Genomic DNA, 15,532 nt, shown 5'->3' on the forward strand with positions numbered 1-15,532 from the left:
ACTGTTCCCATGACAGCAGCTTCCCTGAACGCCGAATACGACGTCGTGGTCATCGGAGCAGGTCCGGTGGGTGAGAACGTCGCCGACCGGGCGCGTGCCGCCGGGCTGAGCACGGCGGTCGTCGAGACGGAACTCATCGGCGGCGAGTGCTCCTACTGGGCCTGTATGCCCAGCAAGGCCCTGCTGCGGCCGGTCGTCGCCCGTGCCGACGCCCGCCGCTTGCCCGGCCTCGGCGACGCCGTCCAGGGACCGCTCGACGCGGCCGCGGTCCTCGCCCGCCGCGACGCATTCGCCTCGCACTGGAAGGACGACGGACAGGTCGCCTGGCTGGAGGGCATCGGAGCGGACATCTACCGCGGCCGGGGCCGGCTCACCGGCGAGAAGGCCGTCTCCGTCACCGCCCCCGACGGCACGGTGCACCGGCTCACCGCCCGGCAGGCCGTCGCCGTCTGCACCGGCAGCCGCGCCGTCGTCCCCGCCCTCCCCGGCGTCGACGAGGCCCGTCCCTGGACCAGCCGGGAGGCGACGAGCGCCAAGAAGGTGCCCGGCCGCCTCGTGATCGTCGGAGGCGGCGTCGTCGGGGCGGAGATGGCCACCGTCTGGCAGGCCCTCGGCGCCCGGGTGACGATGCTGATCCGCGGCAAGGGACTCCTCCCGAAGATGGAACCCTTCGCGGGCGAACTGGTCGCGCGGGCGCTGACCGAGGCGGGAGCCGACATCCGTACCGGAGTCTCGGCGACCTCCGTACGGCGTGCGGTCCCGGACGGGCCGGTCGTCGCGGAACTGGACAACGGCGGGAGCGTCGAGGCCGACGAGATCCTCTTCGCCACCGGCCGCGCCCCGCGCACCGACGACGTCGGCCTGGAGACGGTGGGCCTCACACCCGGCTCCTGGCTCACCGTCGACGACAGCTGCCTCGTCGAAGGCACCACCTGGCTCTACGCTGTCGGCGACGTCAACCACCGGGCGCTCCTCACCCACCAGGGCAAGTACCAGGCGCGCATCGCGGGCGCCGCGATCGCCGCCCGCGCCGCGGGAGTCCCGCTGCTGGAGACCGACCGCTGGGGCGCCCACGTGGCCACCGCCGACCACGCGGCCGTCCCCCAGGTCGTCTTCACCGACCCCGAGGCCGCCTCGGTCGGCCTCACCCTCGCCGAGGCAGAGGAGTCCGGCCACCGCGTACGCGCCGTCGATTACGACCTCGCGGCGGTGGCCGGCTCCGGCCTGTACGCGGACGGTTATCGTGGCCACGCGCGCATGATCGTCGACCTCGACCGGGAGTTCCTCCTCGGTGTCACCTTCGTGGGACCGGGCATCGGCGAACTGCTGCACTCGGCGACGATCGCGGTGGCGGGCGAGGTCCCCATCGACCGACTGTGGCACGCCGTCCCCGCCTACCCGACGATCAGCGAGATCTGGCTGCGCCTGCTGGAGGCGTACCGCGGCGCATAGGGTCCGGCCGGTGTCGCGACCGGATCCCGCGTCGCGCTGCGGATCACCGATCCTCCTTCGTCCTGCGGGGTGTGGGGATACCGAGGCCGCGGCTCTGTCGTTGCGTCGGGTGCCCGTGCCTGAACTCGTCGCCCGGCTGCGGGGTGTGTTCGACCTCGTCGTCCGTCCGACCTCGGTGCTTGCTCCGCGGCCGGTCCACGGATTCGACGGCCACCGGGTGACGTCAACCGGCCGGAGCGGGGGACAACGGCTGCCCGCAGCGCAGGTTCCACCGTCCGGACCGTCCGCTGAGCCCGGTCAGCGTCAGCGGGGCGACATCCAGCCGCCAGAACGCCTCCGTCGGCAGAGCGAGCGCCTGTACGATCGCCGCCCGCACCACCGCGGGCTCGACGACCCCCAGCAGACGGCCGCCCCCGTCACCGTCCAGGAATTCCACGAACTCCACGGACTTCAGCCAGCGGCCGACCCGGGCAGAGAACTCCAGCAACGACTCGCCGCCGTGCGCAGCCGCCGAGGGGTCGGTCAGCCAGGCCGACACCGCGTCCGGTTCGCTCGCGCTCACCTCCGCCAGCCGCTGCCCGCTCCACCGCCCCATGTCCCAGCCTCGGAGCGCGAGTTCGGGGTCCGCGCGCAATCCCAACGCGTCGGCGGTTCCGGCGCACCGTGCGGACGGCCCGCGCACATACCGGCCGGCCGGTGGCACCGCCGACGCGGCGGCGCGGGCCCGGCGGACCCCCGCCGGGTCGAGCGGAGCATCACCGTCGAACCGCGCCTCGCGCAGCGCGACGTCGAGCGCCGGTGAGATCAACATCACCCGTACCGTCATGACCGGTCAACTCCCTGAACTCTGGCCCCTCCTGTGTGCCCACGATGGCATCCGATCCCTCCGGTTCCGGCGGCGGCACCTTGGCCGTGCCCACTCCCAGGCGGTATCGTCCGAGGAACATGACGAAGGTGTGACGGAAGTCCGGTGAGAATCCGGCACGGTCGCGCCACTGTGTACCCGTACCCGTACGGGAAGTCAGACCCAGCACCTTCGCCTCAGGCACCACGATCGGGACGCGTGTTCCCTCAGGAGGTTCTGCCATGGCACAGACTGCTGCTGCCCCCACCACCGCCGTACCGGCGATCACCCCCATCTCCGGGAAGGCCATTGCTCCTTGGGCGGTCTTCTTCGGCATTCTCATGCTCGTTCTGCTGTACTTCGTCGGCGCCGAACAGGGCGCCACCTCGGTCATCTCCGGCACAGGTGTCCACGAGTGGGTCCACGACGGCCGCCACCTCCTCGGTTTCCCCTGCCACTGACGTACCGTCCGAACCAGGGGAAAACCCATGAACTCCATATCTGTCAGGGCCCTGCTCATCCGCGGCATGCTGGCCGGCCTCGCCGCGGGCGCCCTCGCACTGGTTGTCGCGTACTTCCTCGGTGAGTCCCGAGTGGACGCGGCCATCGCCCTCGAAGAGGCGCACAGCCACGACCACGGCGGCGGCGAGGAACTCGTCGGCCGCACCATGCAATCCACCGCCGGGCTTGCCACCGGTGTGCTCGTCTTCGGAGTGGCGATCGGTGGCATCGCCGCGCTCGTCTTCTGCTACGCCCTCGGCCGGATCGGCAAATTCGGCCCACGGGCGACGGCCGCGCTGATCGCGGGTGCGGCTCTGCTGACCGTGTACGTCGTGCCGTTCCTGAAGTATCCGGCCAACCCACCGGCTGTCGGCAACCCCGACACCATCGGCCGACGCACCGCCCTGTTCTTCCTGATGGTCGCCCTAAGCGCGCTGTTGGCCGTCGCCGCCGTCATCCTCGGCAAGCGGCTGGCACCGCGCCTGGGCAACTGGAACGCGACGATCGCCGCATCCGCCGCCTACGTCGTCGTGATCGGACTCGCGTACGCGTTCCTGCCTTCGTTCAACGAGGTCGGAAAGGACTTTCCGGCGGCCCTGTTGTGGGAGTTCCGGCTGGCCACGCTCGCCGTGCAGGCCACTCTCTGGGCCACCTTCGGCCTCGTCTTCGGCTACCTGACGGAACGGCTCCTCGTGTCGAAGGCCGACGCCGTCACCGCCGCAAGCGGTGGCGCGAACCGGACGGCCACGGCGCCCGGCTGACCGACGCACCACTGACCGACGCGTCACTGACGACCGGACGACGGAGACCGGTCGGTCACGTGTCGGCCCGCCGTTCCCAGTCGATCCGGTAGTGCTTCAGCAACGCGTCCTCCTTTACCAGACGCATGCCGACGGCTGTCATGACGTGCTGGGACGCGACGTTGTCCAGATCGGTGTCGCCGTGCACGCAGGTCACACCCTGTTCGCGGGCGAACCGGAGCAGTGCGCGCAGCGCCTCGGAGGCGTAACCCATGCCCTGCGCCGAGGGAACGAGCCCGTAGCCGATCGTGACGTGCCCGTTCTCGTCCGGAGCGCCGTGGAATCCCAGCCCGCCGATCACCTCGCCGTCGTCACGGCGGCGTATCTCGTACGAACCGTAAGGGCTGGGATCACCTGTCGTCGCGCACGTTTCGAGGAAGCGCTCGGCCGCGGCCATCTCGCCGGGGGACGGATATCCGGGTGCCCAGCGGGCACCCTCTTCCGGCTTGCCGGCCATCACGTGCAGGGCGTCGGCGGGGCTCATCAGGCGGAGGCGGAGACGGGGAGTCCCAAGATCGGTCATGACCGAGTGGACTATCACGCGGGGCGGCCGGACGGCAGCGGAATTCTCCGGAGCTGGGCCGGAAACCCCCGGGGCGCGGGGCGGGCATCGCCCACCCCGCGCCGTTCAGCGGCGCGAAGACGCTGCGGCGGATACGCGACGTCGTGGCCGGACAGGGCAAGCCACCGCGTCCGTGCGCGCCGGCCATGGCAGCCGACACCTCATTACGCCGACTCGTCATCGGCGAGAGACCTCGGCTGGAGCCCGGTCCTGCCGGATTCGACGTCGACATCGACGCTGAAGTCGCCGGAGAAAGCCGCCGCCATCCGCAGATGGCCCGTCGCCTCCGCACTCCGCCCCTGGCGCTCAAGCGTCCGGCCGAGCATCAGCCGGGCGTATGCCTCCACCGGGTCGCGCTCCAGAACCACCCGCAGCTCCGTCTCGGCCCTGCCGAGCCGGGCCGAGTGGTAGTAGGCCCGCGCCAGCAACAGCCGCGGAGAGACCTGCTCCGGTACTTCCTCGACGAGCCCTTCCAGGATCCGGGCCGCGGTCATGTACTCCTTCGCCTCGAAGAACATCTGCGCACGGTCCCAGCGGTCGGCTGCCGTACCGAACTCGAAATAGGTGTCGCTCACTTGACCTCTGACCTCCTCGTTCGCGGACCGCCTCCGGATCGCTCCGGGACCCGCCCCGCCACTGCCCCGGCCATACGCCCGGCCAGGCTCCAGTCACTGGAACATGGCACACTGGTTGAATATTCCACTAAATAATCGGCGTGGGTACCGGTGCCCCGGACCCCCACGGGAATAGGTTGAGCGTCATGAGCAATCTCGATCGCCAGGCCGCACTCTCCGTCTGTGGAGGACGGGGCTTCGTCGTCGCCGAGCCCGTACGTGAACTTCTCACCCCTCGCCGTGTCCAGCTGGGTGAGTCCACCGAGGTCCGCAGACTGCTGCCCAATCTGGGCCGCCGGATGGTCGGCGCATGGGCCTTTGTCGATCATTACGGTCCCGACGACATCGCCGGCGAACCCGGGATGCAAGTGCCGCCCCACCCGCACATGGGCCTCCAGACGGTCAGCTGGCTGCACGAGGGTGAGGTCCTGCACCGGGACAGCCTCGGCAGCCTCCGGACGATCCGCCCGCGCGAGCTGGGACTGATGACCTCCGGCCGGGCCATCAGTCACTCCGAGGAGAGCCCGAAGTCCCACGCGAGGTTTCTGCACGGCGCCCAGCTCTGGGTGGCCCTGCCGGAAGCCCACCGTCACGTCGAACCGCACTTCCAGCACCACACCGAACTGCCGACCGTCACCGCCGCCGGTCTCACCGCCACCCTGATCCTGGGTGAACTCGACGGCGCCACCTCGCCCGGCACCGCGTACACCCCGATCGTCGGCGCCGACCTGTCGCTCTCCGCCGACGCCGAGGCCCGCCTGCCGCTCGACCCCGACTTCGAGTACGCGGTGCTCTCGATGTCCGGCCAGGCCGAGGTCGACGGCGTACCCATGCTGCCGGGCTCCATGCTCTACCTCGGCTGCGGCCGCACCGAACTCCCCTTGCGCGCAGACACCGACGCGGGCCTCATGCTCCTCGGCGGCGAGCCCTTCGAGGAGGAGATCGTCATGTGGTGGAACTTCATTGGCCGTTCCCACGAGGAAATCGAGGCGGCCCGCCTGGACTGGATGGAGGGCCCCCGTTTCGGCGAGGTGAAGGGCTACGACGGGGCCCGACTCCCTGCGCCGGCACTGCCGCCGGTGGCACTGAAACCGCGGGGTCGGGTGCGCTGACCTGGGGCGATGTGTCCCCCAACGGTCCCCGTCGCGTGCCTTCGCTGCGTCCCTTCGCCGGTACGGCGGGGGGACGCGGTTGTGCCTGCCGTGGGTCGGTTCCTCGGGCGGTCGGCAGTTGCACGTGTTGGCACCTGTGACCAGGTCTGATCGAACACTTGCTGACCCTTTGCTGACCGGCCACGCGATCGGCCGTCGGGAGGGAATCGTCGTGCAGGGTGCGACCGCCCAGCGCGCGTCCTCGTCGTGCGGACCGGCTGGGCCTGTCCAGCGGGTCGCGGGGGCCTTGATGTCGGCCGGGGCGTACCGCCGGCGCACCGCCCATCGGACGAACGCGGAGCACTGCTCCGGGTACGCGGGCTTCGTGTTGAGGTACTTCTCGACCTGGGCTTGTTCGCATCCGCCCAGCGAAGTGCCCCGGGCCTCTAGCCAGTCATCCCGCGGCCTGTCGGCCGCATCCCGGGGCCGGGAAAATGGGGCGGGGTGCCCGTCCGGAAGACGTCATTGCAGCCGACGGCCCGCAGCCGCCCTCGGCCCAGCTGTCCAGTCGTGAGCACACCGGTCGCCGGCGGATGGCGACCGTCTTCGCCGTCTACGATGCCGACCCGGTCCCACGCACCGGTGCGGACGTCCTTCCGGCCACCGCGGCCGAACGCGCCGCCCGCACCCACGGCCCGCGCGCACGGGGCCGGCACCTGGAAGGCTCCCTTCAGCGTTCCACCGCGGCCATCGTCACCGCCATGTTCGACCATGCCGAGCAGCGAGACCCCGAACGAAGGCGCCGCTGGATCGTCCTGGTCGACGGCGCCAACCACCAACTCGAGTGCATCGCAAGGGAAGCGGTCGCCCGCGGCGTCCATGTCGACACGATCGTGGATATCGTGCATGTGATCGAATATTTGTGGCGGGCCGCCGAGGACCTCCACCCAGGCCACGCAGCGCGCGCGGCCTGGGTCGCCGACCGCCCGCACCGTGCTGGACGGGCACAGCCCCCGCGTCGTCGCCGCACTGCGCCAGCACCTGCACACCCGCCCCGATGACGCGAAGCAACTGCCCGCCGTCGCCCGCACCGCCGCCTACCTGCAGGCCAAAGAGCCCTACCTGCGCTACCACCTCGCCCTCACCATGGGCTGGCCCATCGCGACCGGGGTGATCGAAGGGAGTTGCCGCTTCCTCGTCAAGGACCGCCTGGACGTGACCGGGGCGAGGTGGAGCCTGACCGGCGCCGAGGCGGTCCTCCTCCTACGCGCCGTCATCGACAACGGCGACTTCGAGCGGTACTGGCGCTACTTCACCGAACTCGACAAACTGCACACCCATGCCGTCCGCTACCAGGGACAACTCGCCCTCGCGGCGTGACCACAGCCACCCACCCATCACTCAAGAAGCAACGCACCCCCTGGCGAGCGGGAGTCCTTGGCCGTCCGTGGTCGAGTCGTCGCCGCGATCGAGGCCGCCGACCTGATCTCCCGCCACGGGGGGCTGACCGCGGGGGCTGCTGACCGCGACCGGTCGGGCGCTGACGTGGCGATCGCCGCCCCGTCATCGCCGGGACCCTGCCCGTGCTCTCGCGGACGGGCGGCAAGATTCGCGCACAGAGCCCCGGTTTACGCCCGTGGCCCGGGGAGCAGCACTCGTACTCCAAGGGCCCGTTCACCGGTCCGATGTACGGCGTGTGGCGCACCTACCGCCCAGGCGGGACCGGGCGGCGGCCGGTACCGCGTCGGCCTTCTTGCCGGGCAACGTCAGCACGGGGAGGAGGACGTCCGGGAGGCCGCCGCGGCGAGGGGGCAGAGGCCTTGCCGGCTGCGCCCACGGCCTCGGAGAACGGAGGCAGCTACCGCTTGGCGGCCACGAATCCCCACTGGTCGACCGGTTCGCCGACGGCAGGCTCTTCGGGGCGCCACAGGCTGATCGAGCCGAAGCCCGGCTCCACCAGCTCGAGTCCGTCCGCGAAGGTCCCCATGACCTCCCTGGGACGCGAGATGTACGGCATGGCGCCGCCACTGGCGTACTCGTCGGACCCGGCCTGCGTCTCCGGAGTCTCGATGGTGTCGCACAGCATCAAGTAGCTGCCCGCGGGCAGCGCGTCCAAGTAGCTGCGGAGCAGCGCCGCGGCCTCGCCCGAGTCGGCGACGTGTCCCAGCGTCGAGAGCACCATTACGGCCACCGGCCGGTCGAGGTCCAACGTCCGGGCGGCCTCGCGCAACACTGTCTTCGCGTCCGTCAGGTCCGCGTGCACATAGTCCGTCGCCCCTTCAGGCCGGCTGGTCAGCAGGGCACGCGCGTGAGCCAGGACGATCGGGTCGTTGTCCACATACACGATGCGTGCCGTCGGCTCGACGTCCTGGGCGACCTCGTGCGTCGCGTTCGCGGTCGGCAGACCTGTGCCGAGATCCAGGAACTGGCGCACCCCGGCCTCACCGGCCAGAAAGCGCACCGCTCGCGCCTGGAATGCCCGCGAGGCGCGCGCTATCTCGATGATCTGCGGGTACAGCTCCTCCATCGTTGCCCCGAGCCGACGGTCCACCTCGTAGTTGTCCTTGCCGCCCAGCCAGTAATTCCACACCCGCGCCGAATGCGGCGTGCCCGTGTCGATTCCGTCCATCGACGTCCGGATGCCTTGCTCGTCAGTCATCGGCCCTCTTCGTGTCACACATCGGTTGCGCGGACGGCACTCGTACCGCGCACGCCCATGCTTCCTCACCAGCATCGTCCGCACCAGCCCCACAAGGGAGCAACTCCCTTGTGGGGCGCAGACGCAGAACGGGACGCACCCAGTCCGGGAAGAGCGCGCGGTGCACTCCAGGCTGTCGAGGATCACCGGGGTGAGACCGGCGCCCGGAAGAGCTCGGCAGTTTGTTCGGGCGTCACCAGGCACTCGGACCGGCCTTGGCTTGAGCCGCCCGCCGAGTGATAGGCCCTTGCGCCGGCCATTCCCTGTCAAGTTCAGCGTGTTGAAGCTTGAGGTCGTGCCTGAGGGCCGACAGCTGTCGGCCCTCAGGGATGAAGAGGTCAGCGGGGGGCCAACTCTCGCCGCGCCTCCCGTCGCGCGTCCAGGGGCGTCTTGAGAACAGCGGACCGCGGCCTGCCAGTCAGCAGGATCTGCGTCCCTGCCGTTGACGCGGCAAGGCGCTAAGCCTCGATCCACCGAGTGACTCGCGTGCTGTGGATGAGTAATCAAGAAGAGGTGCCTGCTGACCTGCGATGATGGGAGTTCTGACGCTTCCAGCACGCACAATCAGCAAGGCACCTCGTAGATGCAAGTTTCCCATACTCCGGCAGCGGTCTCCGCTGCGTTCGATGACCCGAACCTGATCGCGTATGCCGGGCGCTGCCGGTGCTGCGGCTGGCCGAGCGGTGCGGGCTGTCGCGGCTGGTGGCCGAGAAGGTGAAGCTGACCAGCGCGAAGAACGGGGCGGGGGCTGCGGCGGACGCCAAGGTCACCAGCATTGTGGGCGGCATGGCCGCGGGAGCGGACAGCATCGACGACCTTCACGTCCTGCGGCACGGGGCGATGCCGGCCGTGTTCGCAGGTGCCCGTGCCCCGTCCACGCTGGGCACCTTCCTTCGCGCGTTCACCCACGGTCATGCCCTTCAACTCCACGCTGTCCACCGCCGGTTCCTGGCCGCACTGGCCGCGCACTCCCCCTTGCTGCCGGGCTCGGACGAGCTGGCGTTCATCGATGTCGACTCCACCCACAAGCGGGTCTACGGCCGGGCGAAACAGGGCGCCGAGTACGGCCGGTTCAAGGGCATCCGCCCCCTGCACCCGCTGCTCGCCACGGTCTGCACCCCACAATCGAGGGGCATCGAGGTTGTGCTCAGCGGCGTCCGGATGCCGAGAATGAACTCGATTATGGAGAGGTGGGTGCAGACCCGCCGGCGCGAGCTGCTGGACCGCACGTTGATCTGGAATCAGCGGCATCTGCTCCACGCTTTGCGCGCGTTCGAACAGTTCTACAACTCCCATCGGCCGCATCAGGGCATCGCGAATGCCCGCCCGCTGTATCTATTGCCCACGCCGATCACTGATCCGGACGAGATCGCCCGCCTCGACATACGCCGCCGCGATCGCCTCGGCGGCACTCTCCACGAGTACCGACATGCCGCATGACCTCAATGGATGACGTTTTCGGCAAGGGCACCGTCCGCCATGGTGGTCACCGAGATCAATCCGGACCGTGACCCGGACGGGACGCTCATCGACCGTCTCGTCGACGGTCTGGTGCGCGACGTCGCCGCGTGACCGGACGGGCGCGCCCGCTCACCCCACCAGGTGCCGGGTGAGGAACTCCCTCGTGCGCCGCCAGGCGAGGTCGGCGGCCACGGCGTCGTAGGACTCGGGCCGCGTGGCGTTGCTGAAGGCATGCCGGGTGCCGGGGTAGGTGTACAGCTCCAGGGACTTGCCGAGGGTCATGGACCGCTCGACGAACTCCCCTGCCTCGTCGGGCTCGACGAACTCGTCGTCGCCCGCAAGGTGCGCCTGCACCGGCGCCTCGAGACCGGCCAGGTCCTCGGGCACGTACAGGCCGTAGAACGTGGTCACCGCCGCGATGTCCTTGCCGCGCGCGGCACCGGTGCGGATCGCGAACTCGCCGCCGACGCTGAATCCGACCAGGCCCACCGGCTTGTCGCCCGCGAGCAGTTGGGCCTGGTCGACGGCGGCGGAGATCCTCTCGAGCACCTCGTCGTCGCGCAGCGCCTTGCGCAACTCCTTGGCGCGCGCCGGGTCGTCGGTCTGCGGGCCGCCGTACAGGTCGGGGGCGACCGCGGAGAAGGAGGCCTCCGCGAGCCGGGTGCACAGTCCGCGGAAGTGGTCGGTCAGACCGAACCAGGAGTGCAGCAGCACCACCGCGCCCAGCGGTTGTCGGACTCGGTGGATGCGCGGCTCTCGCTGTTGTCCAAGAGGGCACCGGACATGTCAGGTCCTCACTTCTCTTTCCGTGCTGTTGCTGCCGTCGCTGTTGTGCCGTCCGTTCGCGCGATGTCCCCGGTCGGGCTCCATCGCATCACCGGGCGTCTGGGGCTGCGCCGGGCGACCTCGTCGAATCCCTCGGAGCGCAGGAGTGTCACCAGGCCGTGATAGGCGGCGTCGGTCGGTACCGGCCCCATCGTGTCGTCCACCGGGTAGGCCTCGACCGTGTCCGCGCCCTGCTCCGCGGCGAACTCGACGGCGGCACGCACCAGTGCACGAGCGACGCCGGTGCCGCGGTGTTCCTTGGCGACGTAGATGCACACCAGTGACCAGACGGGTCGCTCGTCGACGGGCTTGCTCACGGGGGAGCGCTCCAGGCGGGAGTACTGCTCGCGCGGGGCGACGGAGACCCAGCCGACCGGAGCGTCCGAACGATAGGCGACCAGGCCCGGTCTCGCGCCGGCCCGGACGAGATCGGCGAGGGCACGGCGGTTGCCGTCCCCCCACTCGGTGCGGCGCTGCTGCGGGGTCTGCCGGAAGAACATGCACCAGCAGCCCTTGACCGATCCTCGGGCGTCGAGGACCTTTTCGACCGCGCACCAGTCGTCGGCGGCCGCGGGCCGCACCGTGATCTCGTCCACCACACTCCTAGGAACGGCCGAGGGGCGATGATCGTACCCACCCCCGCCGTCGCATCAGCCGACCGCTGACGGTGTGTCCGTGAGATCGAGCGGAAAACGCTGCTCGGGTACGACCGACTCTCGCTGGAAGCCGAGTTGGGCGGCGTAGAGGTCCTCGGGAACACCGCGTACCACGATGTCCGCCTTGGTGGGGTGCCGTGCGTCGTCGTACTCGACTCAGACGCCCTGCGGCTGGCCCACGACGCGGAACCTGCGCTCCGCCACCCGTTCCAGGGCGACGGACGGCTCGCCGTCGAGCGTGACGATCAGGCGCCCCTGTTCGGGGCGGCACCGTGCGGTCGCCGACCGGGCCAGGTCCTGCAGTTTCCCGCCCCCTCCGAACAGCGGCATCAGCTGCGGGACCAGCTCGAAGACACGGGCGAACGGGGCGAGTTCGGCGTCGGTGCGCTGTTCGGCGGGCAGTGGCGGGTGGTACATCGAGATGCCGTTGTGCGTGGCTCGCTTGTCCGCCACGAGTTCGCTCGGGAAGAGGCCGAGGACGAAGTCGTTGATCTCGACGTCGATGACCATGTGGACCCGCGTCAAATCGCTGTCGTTGCGCAGCCAGTGTGGGCGCGAGAAGTCGCCCCACCACAGTTCGCCGGGCTTCCAGGACATGCGCTCGCCGTCGATCACCATGACGACCTGGTCGTGCGTGACGAGGGGCACGTGCAGGCGCAGGGAGCCGAACTGGAAGGTGGATCCCGCGTCGTTGTGCTCGCCGATGTCGGCGCCGGGCGGCAGGGTGAGCAGCCGCACCAGGAGCTTGGGGCAATCGAGACCGTCCAGGAGTTCGGCCAGGTAGGGCGCGCGTTCCAGCGCGGGTGTCGGCGCGTAGGGCAGCAGCCGCGCGGCCTCACCGCCGACGCCGCCGCCTTGTTCGTACAGGGTCAGGCCGGTCCACTCGCCGTCGTGGTAGGGGCCTGGCTGGGGCGCCTGCGGCAGCGCGCGCAGGCTGTCCAGGTCCCGCTGGAGCAGGTCGACGTCGTAGGTACGGGGCAGTCGTGCCGCAATCATGGGGTGTTCAACTCCTCGGGAACGGTGGCGGAGGGGACATCGAGCACTTCGAGGGCCGCCGCTGCAACTGCCTCTTCGGTGATGCCGTAGGTGCGAAGGAGCGCCTCGTGGTCGCCGACATGGGTGCAGAAGCGGTCCCGCATGCCGATGCGGCGCAGCCGGGCCGGCGCGTGTTCGCCGAGCGTCTCGGCCACCGCGCCGCCGAGTCCGCCCAGGACGTTGTGCTCCTCGACGGTGACCAGGCCGACCTAATGCTGACCCAATGCCGACTTTGCTGACGGTGCGTCAGTCCCTGGCGGCTCGGGTTCCAGCTGGCCGGCTGACTGTGGTGAGCGGGTCGGCTCCACGTAGTCGGGACCCGCGCCGGCTCGTAGTGGTGGAGTGGCCGTGCTGGTGACTGTGCCGGTTCCATGGCGGTGGGGGATGCCTCTACGGGAGGCGCGGCATTGTGGCGACCCCACAATGCCGACATCCTTGGCTCCCCGGAGCAGCACGAGATGACTGCCGACAGTGTTCCGTTGAAACCGCGCGACATGGTGGCGTCCTGCAACGCTGTCGTCGAGCCGTTCGGGGTGTAGCGGAACAGGTCGCTGATGATGACGTCAGCGAACTTGCCTCCGCAGATGCAGTAGTACGTCATCACCGGTTCCGCGGGGGCCCCGACGGCCGGGACGGTTGCGGCGGTCCCAAAGACCAGGCCCTTCCCGAATCCGGTCTTGCCCGTCGACCAGGTCCTGTCGCCGGTCGGGATCGCCGTCCCGGTGGTCGCCTCGGTGGTCGATGAGCCGGTGCCCTCGTCGAAGGGAAGACGCAGGGTCATTGGCCGGGTCGGCGACGGATGCCGGATCAGACGGCGCGCAGGTGGACCAGCGCCGCGCTCTGAGGTGCCCGCTCAGGACCCGGCAGCCCCAGTGCTCCCAGCGCCGCGCCGGAGGCCTGGATGCCCGTGACCTCCCAGGTCACCGACGGGTCGGTTGGAGCGACGAGCGAGGCGCGGTAGATCCGGTCCGGGTCGAGTCCAGGGATACGGAGCCGCGGTGGCACGGGCACGATCTCATCGAGCTGGGCATAGGAGAAGAGCGCCTCCGACCGGTCCCGGGCGACCACTCCATGCGCGAGCAGACCGTCGGGCAGTGCGACACGCGTCAGCCGCCCCGTGTGCAGGAGCGCGCGGTGCTGCTTGTAGAGGGAGATCCAGGACGCGAGACGGTCCAGCTCGTGGGTCGGCACCTTCGTGAGGTCCCACTGGATGCCGAACTGGCCGAAGAAGGCCGTGGCCGCGCGGAGGTCCAGGACGCTGCTCCGGCCGGTCTGGTGGGAGACCGGTGCGGTGACATGAGCGCCGAGGTACTCCAGCGGGGCGAGCTGGGCGCTCCAGTGCTGGATCGGCTGGCGGGACAGCGGATCGGTGACGTCGGAGGCCCAGGTGCTCTGGGCCCGCTCGAGCACGTCCAGGTCGATCCTGCCGCCTCCCGAGGCGCAGCTCTCCCACGAGATGCCGGGATGGCGGCGGGCCAGCTCGTCGAGGAGCTCGCGGAAGGCAAGAGTCTGCCGCCGTGACGCGGGCCGGCCGGAGCCGCGCGAGTCACCGCCGTCGATCTGGTCGCGGTTGTGGTCCCACTTGACGAAGTCGATCCGGTGCGCCGCCACCAGGCGGCCGAAGGCGTCGAGCAGGTGTGCCCGCACATCCTCCCGGCTGAGATCGAGCAGGTAGCAGTTGCGTTCCAGCACGGGCGACCGGTCGCCGGTGCGCAGGATCCAGTCGGGATGGTCGCGGTAGACCGCGGAGTTCGGGTTGACAGCCTCCGGCTCCCACCAGAGCCCGAACTCCATCTCCTTCTCGTGCACCCGGTCCACAAGCGGTGCCAGCCCGTCCGGCCACACCGCCGGGTCCGGGGTCCAGTCGCCCAAGCCGTCGTCGAGGGAGGTGCGGCCCGCGAACCACCCGTCGTCGAGCACGAAACGCTCGGCGCCCAGTTCGGCCGAGATGTCGACCAGCGCGGTCAGTGTGTCGAGGTCGTGGTCGAGGTAGACCGCCTCCCACGGGTTGAACATGACGGGTGCGGGCGGGGACGGATGGGCCGCGAGCGACCGGACGTACTGATGGGTCGCGTCCGCCAGGCCGTCGAGGCCGCGCGCGGACGCGGCCACGTGCACCCAGGGCATCGCGTACGTCTCGCCCTCGGCGAGGACCAGCTCGCCCGGGTGCAGCAACTCGCCGGCCCGGACGACGGCGGCGCCGGAGCTGAGCTGCTCGACGGTATACCGGTGGTTGCCACTCCAGGCGAGGTGGACACCGAGCACCTCACCGTCGCCGTATCCGAAGCCGGGGGTACCGACCACGATCAGGCCGGTGCCGTCGAGGATGCGCATGCCGCGGCGGTGCTCCCGGACCCACTGCCCGTCCGCGAGGGCGCGGCGCTGGGGCTGCCGCTCGCGGGCCCATCGCCCGGTGAAGTCGAGGATCTCGCCCGCGCCGGTCGGAACGGGGATGACCACCTCGAGCGCGTCGACCACATAGGGGCCGGCACCGACGTTGGTCAACAGGTGCCGGAGGCGGAGCCCTCCCCCCGGGACGGCTTCGGCCTCGAAGCACAGTTCGAGTCCCGCTGCCTCGTCGGTGGCCCGGACCACGAGCGAGCCGTCGTCACACCGCACCGAGCCGGGACCGAACGCGGTGGACCAGTCGCTCCCGGGGCCTTCGGGGCCGACCCGGTGGCCGAGCAGCGCAGGCCGTCCGAGGTAGCCGCGCGCGTGCTCTGGCAACACGCTGACCGGTGAGCCGATCAGCCAGGAGTTCCAGGCCGTGGTCTCGACCGAGGCCGGGATCGTCAGGGATCGGACGTCCGTCGCCGCCAGAGAAAGCCCCACCCACCCGACGTCGGGCAAGCCGTCCGCCCTCGGCAGCAGGACCATCGTCGTGGTCTCGGTCCCGCCGAGACCGGAGAGGGACACGGGGGCGGTGGGCACGGGCACGGCAACGCGTCCGGGCTCGATCATTCGGTGACTCCTTGGTGCGGTGGGAGGGGGGC

At 70.3% G+C, this 15,532-nt stretch carries 17 protein-coding genes; 7 read left to right on the forward strand and 10 right to left on the reverse strand.

Annotated elements, in window-relative coordinates; all coding sequences use genetic code 11:
• Nucleotides 1-9: 9 nt before the first annotated feature.
• Nucleotides 10-1,452, forward strand: coding sequence for a dihydrolipoyl dehydrogenase family protein (locus OH735_RS34650; RefSeq protein WP_406385594.1), 1,443 nt, complete (start codon nucleotides 10-12; stop codon nucleotides 1,450-1,452).
• A 223-nt stretch (nucleotides 1,453-1,675) separates the two neighbouring features.
• Here OH735_RS34650 and OH735_RS34655 read toward each other — a convergent pair whose 3' ends face one another.
• Nucleotides 1,676-2,278: a histidine phosphatase family protein gene (locus OH735_RS34655; RefSeq protein WP_406385595.1), complete on the reverse strand. Its 603-nt coding sequence runs from the start codon at nucleotides 2,276-2,278 to the stop codon at nucleotides 1,676-1,678.
• A 260-nt stretch (nucleotides 2,279-2,538) separates the two neighbouring features.
• On the opposite strand from OH735_RS34655, the gene OH735_RS34660 reads away from it, so the two are divergent.
• Both OH735_RS34660 and OH735_RS34665 read left to right on the forward strand, forming a co-directional pair.
• Entirely contained in the window at nucleotides 2,539-2,757 is a 219-nt protein-coding gene (locus tag OH735_RS34660; protein ID WP_406385596.1) for a CbtB domain-containing protein, read from the forward strand.
• Between the two features lie 27 nt (nucleotides 2,758-2,784).
• On the forward strand, nucleotides 2,785-3,558 hold the full coding sequence (locus OH735_RS34665) for a CbtA family protein (protein WP_406385597.1): 774 nt from the start codon (nucleotides 2,785-2,787) through the stop codon (nucleotides 3,556-3,558).
• A gap of 55 nt (nucleotides 3,559-3,613) precedes the next feature.
• Here OH735_RS34665 and OH735_RS34670 read toward each other — a convergent pair whose 3' ends face one another.
• On the reverse strand, nucleotides 3,614-4,120 hold the full coding sequence (locus OH735_RS34670; protein ID WP_406385598.1) for a GNAT family N-acetyltransferase: 507 nt from the start codon (nucleotides 4,118-4,120) through the stop codon (nucleotides 3,614-3,616).
• A 203-nt stretch (nucleotides 4,121-4,323) separates the two neighbouring features.
• Nucleotides 4,324-4,734, reverse strand: a complete 411-nt coding sequence (locus tag OH735_RS34675) for a tetratricopeptide repeat protein (protein ID WP_406385599.1) — start codon at nucleotides 4,732-4,734, stop codon at nucleotides 4,324-4,326.
• Between the two features lie 185 nt (nucleotides 4,735-4,919).
• Here OH735_RS34675 and OH735_RS34680 point away from each other — a divergent pair, with 185 nt between their 5' ends.
• Entirely contained in the window at nucleotides 4,920-5,885 is a 966-nt protein-coding gene (locus OH735_RS34680; protein ID WP_406385600.1) for a pirin family protein, read from the forward strand.
• A gap of 425 nt (nucleotides 5,886-6,310) precedes the next feature.
• On the opposite strand, the gene OH735_RS34685 is transcribed toward OH735_RS34680, so the two are convergent.
• Nucleotides 6,311-6,772, reverse strand: a complete 462-nt coding sequence (locus tag OH735_RS34685) for a hypothetical protein (RefSeq protein WP_406385601.1) — start codon at nucleotides 6,770-6,772, stop codon at nucleotides 6,311-6,313.
• Between the two features lie 85 nt (nucleotides 6,773-6,857).
• Here OH735_RS34685 and OH735_RS34690 point away from each other — a divergent pair, with 85 nt between their 5' ends.
• Nucleotides 6,858-7,244, forward strand: a complete 387-nt coding sequence (locus OH735_RS34690) for a hypothetical protein (protein WP_406385602.1) — start codon at nucleotides 6,858-6,860, stop codon at nucleotides 7,242-7,244.
• 478 nt (nucleotides 7,245-7,722) lie between these two features.
• Here the strand turns inward: OH735_RS34690 and OH735_RS34695 are convergent, their stop codons facing one another.
• The gene (locus OH735_RS34695) at nucleotides 7,723-8,523 is read right to left on the reverse strand and encodes an SAM-dependent methyltransferase (RefSeq protein WP_406385603.1); all 801 of its coding nucleotides are present in this window, start codon (nucleotides 8,521-8,523) and stop codon (nucleotides 7,723-7,725) included.
• Nucleotides 8,524-9,225: 702 nt separating this feature from the next.
• Between OH735_RS34695 and OH735_RS34700 the strand changes: the two genes are divergently transcribed.
• Nucleotides 9,226-10,002 carry an integrase core domain-containing protein gene (locus OH735_RS34700; protein ID WP_406385604.1) on the forward strand — a complete coding sequence of 259 codons (777 nt, stop codon included), beginning with the start codon at nucleotides 9,226-9,228 and terminating at the stop codon, nucleotides 10,000-10,002.
• A 9-nt stretch (nucleotides 10,003-10,011) separates the two neighbouring features.
• Nucleotides 10,012-10,134 carry a hypothetical protein gene (locus tag OH735_RS34705; RefSeq protein WP_406385605.1) on the forward strand — a complete coding sequence of 41 codons (123 nt, stop codon included), beginning with the start codon at nucleotides 10,012-10,014 and terminating at the stop codon, nucleotides 10,132-10,134.
• A gap of 18 nt (nucleotides 10,135-10,152) precedes the next feature.
• Here the strand turns inward: OH735_RS34705 and OH735_RS34710 are convergent, their stop codons facing one another.
• From OH735_RS34710 to OH735_RS34730, 5 genes are all read right to left on the reverse strand, one after another.
• Nucleotides 10,153-10,740 (reverse strand): dienelactone hydrolase family protein, encoded by a 588-nt coding sequence (locus OH735_RS34710; RefSeq protein ID WP_406385606.1) that lies wholly within the window; start codon nucleotides 10,738-10,740, stop codon nucleotides 10,153-10,155.
• A gap of 77 nt (nucleotides 10,741-10,817) precedes the next feature.
• Nucleotides 10,818-11,444 (reverse strand): GNAT family N-acetyltransferase, encoded by a 627-nt coding sequence (locus OH735_RS34715; RefSeq protein WP_406385607.1) that lies wholly within the window; start codon nucleotides 11,442-11,444, stop codon nucleotides 10,818-10,820.
• A 216-nt stretch (nucleotides 11,445-11,660) separates the two neighbouring features.
• The gene (locus OH735_RS34720; RefSeq protein ID WP_406385608.1) at nucleotides 11,661-12,500 is read right to left on the reverse strand and encodes an aspartyl/asparaginyl beta-hydroxylase domain-containing protein; all 840 of its coding nucleotides are present in this window, start codon (nucleotides 12,498-12,500) and stop codon (nucleotides 11,661-11,663) included.
• Nucleotides 12,497-12,742 carry a transketolase C-terminal domain-containing protein gene (locus tag OH735_RS34725; RefSeq protein ID WP_406386863.1) on the reverse strand — a complete coding sequence of 82 codons (246 nt, stop codon included), beginning with the start codon at nucleotides 12,740-12,742 and terminating at the stop codon, nucleotides 12,497-12,499. The genes OH735_RS34720 and OH735_RS34725 overlap by 4 nt, the downstream gene beginning before the upstream one ends.
• Nucleotides 12,743-13,346: 604 nt before the next feature.
• Nucleotides 13,347-15,500 carry an alpha-galactosidase gene (locus OH735_RS34730; protein WP_406385609.1) on the reverse strand — a complete coding sequence of 718 codons (2,154 nt, stop codon included), beginning with the start codon at nucleotides 15,498-15,500 and terminating at the stop codon, nucleotides 13,347-13,349.
• Nucleotides 15,501-15,532 lie beyond the last annotated feature (32 nt).

Origin of the sequence: Streptomyces sp. NBC_01618 (assembly GCF_045209435.1) — a bacterium.
In the GTDB taxonomy this organism is placed as follows: Bacteria; Actinomycetota; Actinomycetes; order Streptomycetales; family Streptomycetaceae; genus Streptomyces.

Bases quoted from the DNA above. Each gene is read 5' to 3' on its own strand.
- OH735_RS34705 (WP_406385605.1), top strand. From the start codon at position 10,012: ATGACGTTTTCGGCAAGGGCACCGTCCGCCATGGTGGTCACCGAGATC.
- OH735_RS34670 (WP_406385598.1), bottom strand. From the start codon at position 4,120: ATGACCGATCTTGGGACTCCCCGTCTCCGCCTCCGCCTGATGAGCCCC.
- OH735_RS34660 (WP_406385596.1), top strand. From the start codon at position 2,539: ATGGCACAGACTGCTGCTGCCCCCACCACCGCCGTACCGGCGATCACC.
- OH735_RS34650 (WP_406385594.1), top strand. From the start codon at position 10: ATGACAGCAGCTTCCCTGAACGCCGAATACGACGTCGTGGTCATCGGA.
- OH735_RS34655 (WP_406385595.1), bottom strand. From the start codon at position 2,278: ATGACGGTACGGGTGATGTTGATCTCACCGGCGCTCGACGTCGCGCTG.
- OH735_RS34730 (WP_406385609.1), bottom strand. From the start codon at position 15,500: ATGATCGAGCCCGGACGCGTTGCCGTGCCCGTGCCCACCGCCCCCGTG.
- OH735_RS34685 (WP_406385601.1), bottom strand. From the start codon at position 6,772: ATGCACGATATCCACGATCGTGTCGACATGGACGCCGCGGGCGACCGC.
- OH735_RS34680 (WP_406385600.1), top strand. From the start codon at position 4,920: ATGAGCAATCTCGATCGCCAGGCCGCACTCTCCGTCTGTGGAGGACGG.
- OH735_RS34665 (WP_406385597.1), top strand. From the start codon at position 2,785: ATGAACTCCATATCTGTCAGGGCCCTGCTCATCCGCGGCATGCTGGCC.
- OH735_RS34695 (WP_406385603.1), bottom strand. From the start codon at position 8,523: ATGACTGACGAGCAAGGCATCCGGACGTCGATGGACGGAATCGACACG.
- OH735_RS34720 (WP_406385608.1), bottom strand. From the start codon at position 12,500: ATGATTGCGGCACGACTGCCCCGTACCTACGACGTCGACCTGCTCCAG.